This is a genomic window from Spiribacter aquaticus (assembly GCF_007625215.1).
Lineage (GTDB): Bacteria > Pseudomonadota > Gammaproteobacteria > Nitrococcales > Nitrococcaceae > Spiribacter > Spiribacter roseus.
On sequence record NZ_VMKP01000001.1, the window covers coordinates 22,261 to 30,000 of the forward strand.

Here is a 7,740-nt window from a genome sequence, read left to right on the forward strand (position 1 = left end):
GCTAGCGGCTTGCCTGATCGCGGTGCCGCGGCGCGCCCGCCGACGGCGGTTGCTCAGTCGGCTCACCAGAGACGCCGTCGCCCAGAAGATCCCCGCGAATGACGTCGCCGTACCAGTTGGGGGTGTGCTCGTGGAACTGCTCGTCGGTCTCGGCAACACTCAGGTTATCGCGGAACTGCCGCGGATCCGCCGGCCGCTCCCAGCTATTGATGTACGCCGCCACATCCCAGGCCTGCTGATCGGTGAGCGATCCGCCCTGACCCAGCGGCATATTGTGCTTGATGAAGCCGGCGGCGGTGTTGATGCGGTGCATCCCCGCCCCCCAGTTGAAGGCGTCATCCCCCCAGAGCGCCGGAAAGATCCAGCGACCGTTGGGGTCCTGCCGGCCACCGCCATCAGTGCCATGGCAGACCGCGCAGTTGTTCTCGAACACGGTCTCACCCCGACTGATGCTGTAGCCCTGCTCAGGCTCCGGCGGCGTGGAGTAGCCACGGCCCGGCAGGTTGCCCTCCAGCGGTGCGCCCTCGGCCATGTAGTAGAAAAAGCTCTGCAGATCCTTGTAGATATCGCCGTCACGCGGCGGCGGGCTGCCACTCGGCGAGCCCTGGGCGTTCATCGAATAGGTAAAGCAGCCGTGAATGCGGTCTTCCATGGTGTTGATGATTTTGTTCTTACCACGGAATGCCGGGTACTCCACGGCCGCCGCCCACATCGGCGCCGACCCGGGCACGGTCCCGCCGCCGAGGTGGCAGTTGGCGCAGTTCATGCCGTTGCCGACGTGCTCGGAGGCATTGGTCTGGGTGTTGGTGAACACCTCGTAGCCACGGCGTACCGAATCGCCGAACTCGTTGTCCGGGGCGTCCGCCACGTCATTGGGAATGAAATACCCTTCCTCACTGACCGGCAGCGCGGGCGGGTTGGCGGCGGGATCATTGGTATATTCCTGGCGCTCGGCAAGCCACTCCTCGCGCCGCTCGGCAGCCTCCTCGGCGAGCTCGCGGCCTTCGTCCGGCTCGCGGTCGGGCGACTGGGCGATGGGCGCGTAAATGCCGCTGGCGTAGAGGCCGGCGCCAATGGCCACCAACCCCGCCGCGATGGCGACGGCGATCAGCGCCCGGCGCAGCGTGGTCCGCCCCGGGTCCTTACGGGGCCGATCGTTGTTGTCGTGGTCACTCATTGATGGAGTCCTCCGCCGGCGGCGCCGGCAGTGTCGCGAGATAGTCGGCCACCGCCCGCTTGTCCGCGTCGGACAGGGCATGGGCAATGCCCTGCATCAGCATCAGCGGCGAGTTTTTCCGACGGCCATCGGTCCATGCCGCCAGCTGGGCATAGGTGTAGGTGGGCTGCTGCGCCGCCAGGCTTGGGAAGGCCTGTTCAACGCCCCAGGCCGACGAACCGTGACAGCTGTAGCAGGCCGGCACTTCGATATCCCAGTCGCCGTGATTGGCCAGCTCGCGGCCACGCTCCAGATCGCCGCCCAGTTCGGCCTCGGCGGCGCTGGGCGCTTCCATTTCGGCGTAATAGCGGGCAAGGCCGAGCATTTCCTTCTGGGTGAGCTTATCGGCCACATACTGCATGTTGTGATTGATGCGCACGCCCTCGGCATAGGCATTGAGCTGCTTGGCGATGTACCCACTCGACAGCCCCGCCAGCCGGGGGATATTGCCATTGCCCTCGCCCTTGGCGCCGTGGCAACTGGCACACGACCAGACGTCGCCCTGACCCTCGCGGGCCAGCGTCGCGTATTCGGCCGGATCCACCTCGGCCGCCTCAGCGGCGTAGATCTCGGCGGCGTAACTTTCGTCGGGCAGATCCTCGTCGACCTCCTGCGCGCCCACCGGCAGGGCCAGCATGAGCAGCAGGGCCGCCGGGACCCAGGCACTCGGACATTTCATATTCACTGTGATGCCTCCGTTGCGGCCGTGCGGGTCAGCCGGGCGGATATCCCGGTGACCGCCTCAATCTCGGCGCCACCGCCCAGCGGACTCCGCCCGACCTCGAAGCGGCCGCGCTGTTCGCTGACGAACGCCGGGGTCACCGCTCCGGCGTCATGGCCCCACTGCTGGCGGATGTAGCTCACCACTGCCGCAATTTCACGATCACTCAAGGTCTCGCCGAATCGCGGCATACGACCATCGTATTCATTGCCGGCCACCGCGATCACGCCGCTGATACCGTGCAGCAGGATCTGGACCGGCGCCTCGGCGGGGCCGGTGACATAACGCGAGCCCGCCAGCGGCGGCACGGCGCCACTGATGCCCGACCCGTTCGCCTGATGACAGGTCACGCAGTTCGACTCGAACAGCGAGGCGCCAACCGTCATGAGCGATCCCTGCCCATCCGCGACATCCCTGTCGCCGGTCATTCCTACCGTGGGCGCTTCTTCGAGAGCGGCTGACTCAGTGGCCGGCCCGGAATTGGACCAGAGCGTGTAGACGCCCCAGGCCATCAGGGCCACGGCAACTGCCAGTACGAAAATGGGGATCGGTCGGTTGACCTCGTAAGGCTCGAACCGGCTTTCCTTGAGCGGGGTGCGCTGCGGCTCCGGGCGCTGGTCGTTGTGATCACTCATCAGCGTGCGTCTCCGCCATCAAAACCCAGGTCACGCAGCTCCTTGTCCTTGGCCGGATAGGTCCGGTCAAGGGAGAGCAGGTACGCGGTCAGGTCCAGTGCGCTCTGGCGGGCCACCACCTTGGCACCGTCCGCCGGGGCATATTCAGCCGGCACCGGCACGACCACATCGTCCTCGTCGGGGTTCTGCTTGACCTCGAAAAGGAACGGATAGGCCGGCATGATGCTGCTCTCCTCGATGGCTCGAGGCTGATACAGATGGGTCAGGTGCCAGCCCTGGCTGGGCATCCGCGCGCCGACATTCATCAGGTCCGGCCCGGTGCGCATGGTGCCGAGGACGTGCGGGTCGTCGTAGACATAGTCGGCGGGCGTGGTCGGACGCCCCCAGCCACGCTGCAGATCGGGCGCCTGCTCAGGGCTGCGCGGCTGCTGCGAGTGGCAGTAGTAGCAGCCCAGGTCCACGTACTGCTGCCGACCGCGCTCCTCGACTGCGGTGTAGGGCTCAAGCCCCTCGGCGGGCTCGACCGTGCGGATCTGTGCCGCCGGAAAGATCACCAGCATGAGCGTCGCGAACGCGAGAATCGCGAAAGCGAGAACGGCCAGCGGAAAGACTTTGTTCATGAGTGGCTCCTCAGCTGGCGCTTGTGGCCGGCGTCGCCGTGCCCACCGCATCGGTGGACCGACGCGGTGCGAACACCAGCGACAGCAGATTGATCGCAAACAGGAGGTGGCCCAGCGTCATCAGCGTGCCGCCCACAGAGCGCCCTTCCAGATAGGGCTGCATCAGCTGCATCGACTCCAGCCAGTCACGGCTGGCATCGAGCATGGCAAGCCCCTGCAGCCAGCCCCCGATGCTGAGCGAGAAAAAGTAGACACCGAAGCCGATGGCCACCAGCCAGAAATGCAGGGCGATCAGGCGCGGCGCCGGCCAGAGTCGCCCGGTGAGGATCGGCATCAGGTAGTAGACCGTGCCGAACAGCACCAGCGAGACGAAGGCATAGGCCCCCAGGTGGGCATGCGCGACCGTGTAATGGGTGAAATGCGTCACCGTATTGACCGCGCGGACCGCCTCCATGGAGCCCTGGAACGAGGCCAGTGTGTACATCACTGCACCGAAGGCCACAAAGCGCAGCGGCAGCGACTGTTTGAACGCCCAGAGATTCGTGGCCCAGAGCACATGCTGGTTGACCGCCACGGCAATCACGGGAATGAACATCATCACCGACTGCACCACCGACAGCGTCACCACCCAGGTGGGCACCGGCCCGCCGATCAGATGATGCATGCCCACCTGACTGTAGAACAGCGCGAGGGCCCAGAACCCCAGCAGCGAGAGGCGGTAGGAGTAGATCGGCTTGCCGATGATCTTGGGCAGGACATAGTAAGCGGCGCCGACGCCAATCGGCGTCAGCCACAGGCCCAGCACATTGTGCGCGAACCACCAGTTGACCGTGGCCCCCTGCACGCCGGTGTGAATGGGGAGATTGCCGATCACGAAGAGCACTGGAAACCACACCAGTGCGCCCAGGTAATACCAGGCGGTCACGTAAATATGGTGAACGTTGCGGTTGACCGCGGTCAGAACCAGCGGCACGGCAAAACAGGCACCGCCGGCCGCCAGCAGGATATCGACCTGCCAGGGGATCTCGAGCCACTCCATCCCGTCGGTCCAGCCGGTGGCGATGGCATAGACACCAACCGCGACGCCGATATTCCACAGCACAAGCCCGCCCCAGGCCAGATTGACGCCGCGCAGTGGCGTCTTGAACAGCCGCGGCACAAGGAACATGGCGACCCCGATGCCTGCCAGTGACAGCCAGCCGTAGATCACCGAGTTCAGGTGCATCGTGCGCATCCGCCCGAAGCTGAGCGGCGCCGACCCGGTCAGCCAGTCCGGCAGATGGAGCTTGAGCGAGGCGATCACCCCGAAGATCGAGCCAAGCACCAACCAGAAGGTCCCGAAGCCGATCAGGGCAAAGATCAACTTGCGATGGCGGGTATCCGTGCCCTCGCCGGGCTCGGCGTCTTCCTGAAAGCCAAAGCTGGTGGGATCGTCGGGCGCGTGATCCTCGCCTTCAGCGCCCGAGAAAATGACCTCGGCATCCGACTGGTCGACGCGGAACTGCTTTGAGGCGACCGCCCAGATCAGAAAGGCCAGGCCAATGAGGGACACCACAAACGACAGTGCCATCATCGTGCCAATAGTGAGCGACATCTTCCCTCCACCGCGTAATATTTATTCACGCAATGGTACGAAGGGCATGGCAGCGGAGAAATTGTGGTTTTCCACATACCGGCCGTCGCCGGTGATGGGCGGGGAGGGGATCGGAATGGAGCTGGCGAGAGGATTCGAACCCCCGACCGGCTGATTACAAATCAGCTGCTCTACCAACTGAGCTACGCCAGCTTCGCGATCAACGTTGAAAGGGTAACCGGCCGCGCGCAGCGGGGCAATGCGGGCGCGGGTCTCAGGGCAGCTGGGCGAGGCCCTCGAGGACCAGGTCGGGCCGCAGACAGACATCCATGTCCAGATAACGGGCAAGCAGCGGGGCGTCACCGCCGGTCAGCACCGGTGTCAGTCGGGCCGCGTCGTTTTTCATGCAGCGCCGCACGATGCCCTGAATCGCCAGTGCGGTGCCATGCAGGTATCCGCTGATCAGCGCGTCTTCGGTATCAGCGGTCAGAAAGGGCGCCCGGGTCGACCACTCCACCCTCGGCAGCGCCGGGGCCAGTTGCGCCAGTCCTTCCTGCTGGGCGGCGAGGCCTGCGACGATCAGCCCGCCCTGGTGCGTACCATCCGCCGCCACCACATCGACCGTGATCGCCGTGCCACAGTCAACCACGCAGGCCGGGGCATAGCCGGCGGCTTTTGCGCCGACCATCGCCAGCCACCGGTCAGTGCCCAGCGCCGCCGGGCGCGCATAGGCCACCCGCACTCCGCCGCCCATTGCCGGGGTGTGGACCGTTTCGGGGCGGATGGCCCAGTGACTCGTCATCCAGTCCGAGAGCTGCCCGGCGACACTGGCATCAGAAACATTCACGAGGCGCACGCGATCCGGCGGTGCGGCCAGCGCCCGCCACTCGCTGAACACATGCTCCAGCGAATCATGCGATGCGGCACGCGCGCCGCCCACGATCTGACCTTCGTGGGCGCGCGCCCATTTAATGCGGCTGTTGCCGATATCCATCAACAGTTCAGTCACGATGCGGCTCCTGTGTGTGGCCCGATGTGGCATTCGCCGGCGGCCAGCCGGTGTTCGCCGGTGTCGGTCTGAAGGCGCAGGTTGCCAGCCGCCGTCACCCCAAGCACTCGGCCCTGCCGGCGCGTTCCGTCGGCCTGTTCAGCGATGACAACGCGATTGGCCAGCGCATCAAACACCGGCCAGCGCGTCTCAAGCAACCGTTCGACCTGCGTCGCCGTCCAGGTGGTCACCGTAAGGACCGCGCCTGCCAGCGTGCCAATCAGCGCGTCGCCGGTGGGGCGATCGGCCAACTCACGCAGGCTGATCACACGCCGCCCCGCGACTACCGCGCCCTCCGGGACGGGCCGGGTGTTCACCCCGACACCGACGATCAAGGCATTGGGCAGCCGCTCCACCAGCAAACCGGCGAGTTTTGCATCGTCGACGACCAGATCATTCGGCCACTTGAGGGCGATCCCGGCAAACCCGGCCGCGGTCAGTGCCTCGGCAAGCTGCAAACCCATCACCAGGGACAGCCCATCGGGCACACTGACCCCGGGGTCCATCGGTAGCCCGACACTGAAATAAATCCCCCCGGACGGTGACTGCCACTCACGCCCCTGACGGCCCCGCCCCCGGGTCTGCTCGTCAGCGACCGCAAGCGTTGGTTGATCGAGTGGGCCATCGGCCAGCCAGCGACTGGTACTGGGGAGGGTTTCAAACACATGGATGGGAACAGTCCCCCACTGGGGGCCAAGGGCCTCGCTCAATACCCTCGATCGGGCAGCGGCATCCGCAGCATAGCGTGTGGCCTGTCGGGACATGATGGCAACGCCCTGTTGGCTGAGATCGAGCGGACGCCCGTCGAGCGCCCAAAAAAAACCCCCGCCGGTCATGAGACCAACGGGGGCTTCGCTGTAAGAGCCTGGCGATGACCTACTTTCGCACCACAGCGAGGCGGCACTATCATCGGCGCTACGCAGTTTCACTTCCGAGTTCGGAATGGGGTCGGGTGGTTCCCACGCGCTATTTTCGCCAGGCAAACCGGTGACCAAAGGCGCGACAGCCGCGCCATTGGCGTCAGGAACGTTGTCGATGGCATGCAGGACCAATGTCCAATAGCCCTCTTGGGGTTATATGATCAAGCCTCACGGGAAATTAGTACTGGTTAGCTTCATACATTACTGCACTTCCACACCCAGCCTATCAACGTGGTCGTCTTCCACGTCCCTTCAGGAGGATCAAGTCCTCGGGGAGATCTCATCTTGAGGTGGACTTCCCGCTTAGATGCTTTCAGCGGTTATCCCTTCCGAACGTAGCTACCCGGCAGTGCCACTGGCGTGACAACCGGAACACCAGAGGTTCGTCCACTCCGGTCCTCTCGTACTAGGAGCAGATCCTCTCAAATCTCCGACGCCCACGGCAGATAGGGACCGAACTGTCTCACGACGTTCTAAACCCAGCTCGCGTACCACTTTAAATGGCGAACAGCCATACCCTTGGGACCTGCTACAGCCCCAGGATGTGATGAGCCGACATCGAGGTGCCAAACTCCTCCGTCGATGTGGACTCTTGGGAGGAATCAGCCTGTTATCCCCGGAGTACCTTTTATCCGTTGAGCGATGGCCCTTCCATACAGAACCACCGGATCACTAAGACCGGCTTTCGCCCCTGCTCGACTTGTCAGTCTCGCAGTCAGGCACCCTTTTGCCTTTATACTCAGAGCGCGATTTCCGACCGCGCCGAGGGTACCTTCGCACTCCTCCGTTACTCTTTGGGAGGAGACCGCCCCAGTCAAACTACCCACCACACACTGTTCCTGGCCCGGATTACGGGTCTAGGTTAGAACCCCAAGCATGCAAGGGTGGTATCTCAAGGATGGCTCCACCAGAGCTGGCGCTCCGGTTTCGACACCTCCCACCTATCCTGCACAAGCATGCTCAAAGTCCAGTGTGAAGCTGTAGTAAAGGTTCACGGGGTCTTTCCG

General features: G+C 64.4%; 7 protein-coding genes, 1 tRNA gene and 2 rRNA genes (1 of these 10 only partly in view). All 10 read right to left on the reverse strand.

Annotated features, from left to right (window positions below; all coding sequences use genetic code 11):
* Window position 1: 1 nt before the first annotated feature.
* Window positions 2-1,177 carry a c-type cytochrome gene (locus tag FPL11_RS00080; protein ID WP_144346745.1) on the reverse strand — a complete coding sequence of 392 codons (1,176 nt, stop codon included), beginning with the start codon at window positions 1,175-1,177 and terminating at the stop codon, window positions 2-4.
* Window positions 1,170-1,895 carry a c-type cytochrome gene (locus FPL11_RS00085; RefSeq protein ID WP_083217711.1) on the reverse strand — a complete coding sequence of 242 codons (726 nt, stop codon included), beginning with the start codon at window positions 1,893-1,895 and terminating at the stop codon, window positions 1,170-1,172. Before FPL11_RS00085 ends, FPL11_RS00080 begins: the two co-directional genes overlap by 8 nt.
* Before the next feature lie 2 nt (window positions 1,896-1,897).
* Complete coding sequence (locus FPL11_RS00090) at window positions 1,898-2,572, reverse strand: c-type cytochrome (RefSeq protein ID WP_200833605.1); 675 nt, start codon at window positions 2,570-2,572, stop codon at window positions 1,898-1,900.
* Complete coding sequence (locus FPL11_RS00095; RefSeq protein ID WP_144346747.1) at window positions 2,572-3,192, reverse strand: cbb3-type cytochrome c oxidase subunit II; 621 nt, start codon at window positions 3,190-3,192, stop codon at window positions 2,572-2,574. Before FPL11_RS00095 ends, FPL11_RS00090 begins: the two co-directional genes overlap by 1 nt.
* A gap of 10 nt (window positions 3,193-3,202) precedes the next feature.
* Complete coding sequence (locus FPL11_RS00100) at window positions 3,203-4,786, reverse strand: cbb3-type cytochrome c oxidase subunit I (protein WP_144346748.1); 1,584 nt, start codon at window positions 4,784-4,786, stop codon at window positions 3,203-3,205.
* 116 nt (window positions 4,787-4,902) lie between these two features.
* Window positions 4,903-4,978, reverse strand: a tRNA-Thr gene (locus FPL11_RS00105).
* A gap of 61 nt (window positions 4,979-5,039) precedes the next feature.
* On the reverse strand, window positions 5,040-5,774 hold the full coding sequence (locus tag FPL11_RS00110; protein ID WP_159308510.1) for a type III pantothenate kinase: 735 nt from the start codon (window positions 5,772-5,774) through the stop codon (window positions 5,040-5,042).
* Window positions 5,771-6,577 (reverse strand): biotin--[acetyl-CoA-carboxylase] ligase, encoded by an 807-nt coding sequence (locus tag FPL11_RS00115; RefSeq protein ID WP_222103832.1) that lies wholly within the window; start codon window positions 6,575-6,577, stop codon window positions 5,771-5,773. Before FPL11_RS00115 ends, FPL11_RS00110 begins: the two co-directional genes overlap by 4 nt.
* Window positions 6,578-6,676: 99 nt before the next feature.
* Window positions 6,677-6,793, reverse strand: a 5S ribosomal RNA gene (gene rrf / locus FPL11_RS00120).
* A gap of 97 nt (window positions 6,794-6,890) precedes the next feature.
* Window positions 6,891-7,740: ribosomal RNA gene (locus tag FPL11_RS00125) — 23S ribosomal RNA — on the reverse strand (it continues 2,042 nt past the right edge of the window).